Origin of the sequence: Vibrio sp. 10N.261.52.A1 (assembly GCF_002876325.1) — a bacterium.
GTDB classification, from domain to species: Bacteria; Pseudomonadota; Gammaproteobacteria; order Enterobacterales; family Vibrionaceae; genus Vibrio; species Vibrio chagasii.
Map to the genome: position 1 here is coordinate 1 of NZ_MCYD01000298.1, position 499 is coordinate 499.

At 45.5% G+C, this 499-nt stretch carries 1 pseudogene; it reads left to right on the plus strand.

The window, feature by feature from the left end:
* Positions 1 to 165 precede the first annotated feature (165 nt).
* A pseudogene (locus tag BCT81_RS03655) lies at positions 166 to 499 on the plus strand (flagellin); the annotation flags it as partial.

A 499-nucleotide genomic window follows, 5' to 3' on the forward strand; every position in this document is an offset into this window, starting at 1 on the left:
AAATTAAACTTGGCATACAACTTGTATCTGTGTTGGTTATAAATGATTAATACAGATCTTAAACCTTGTGTAAGGTTTATTGAGTAACATACGGTCAGTGCTTATCCATATGAGAGTAAAGCTGGCCGCTTCGCAGAGAGCTTGCGAACTCATAAGGAGAGCAAAATGGCAGTTAATGTAAGTACTAACGTTTCCGCAATGACAGCGCAGCGTTACCTGAACAAAGCGTCTAATGACTTAGCGACTTCTATGGAGCGTTTGTCATCTGGTCACAAGATCAACAGCGCGAAAGATGATGCGGCAGGTCTGCAAATCTCGAACCGTCTAACGGCTCAGTCTCGTGGTCTTGATGTGGCAATGCGGAATGCCAACGACGGTATTTCGATCGCTCAAACAGCAGAAGGCGCGATGAACGAATCGACTAACGTACTACAACGTATGCGTGATCTAGCGATTCAATCATCAAACGGCACTAACTCGCCGGCAGAGCGTACTGCAC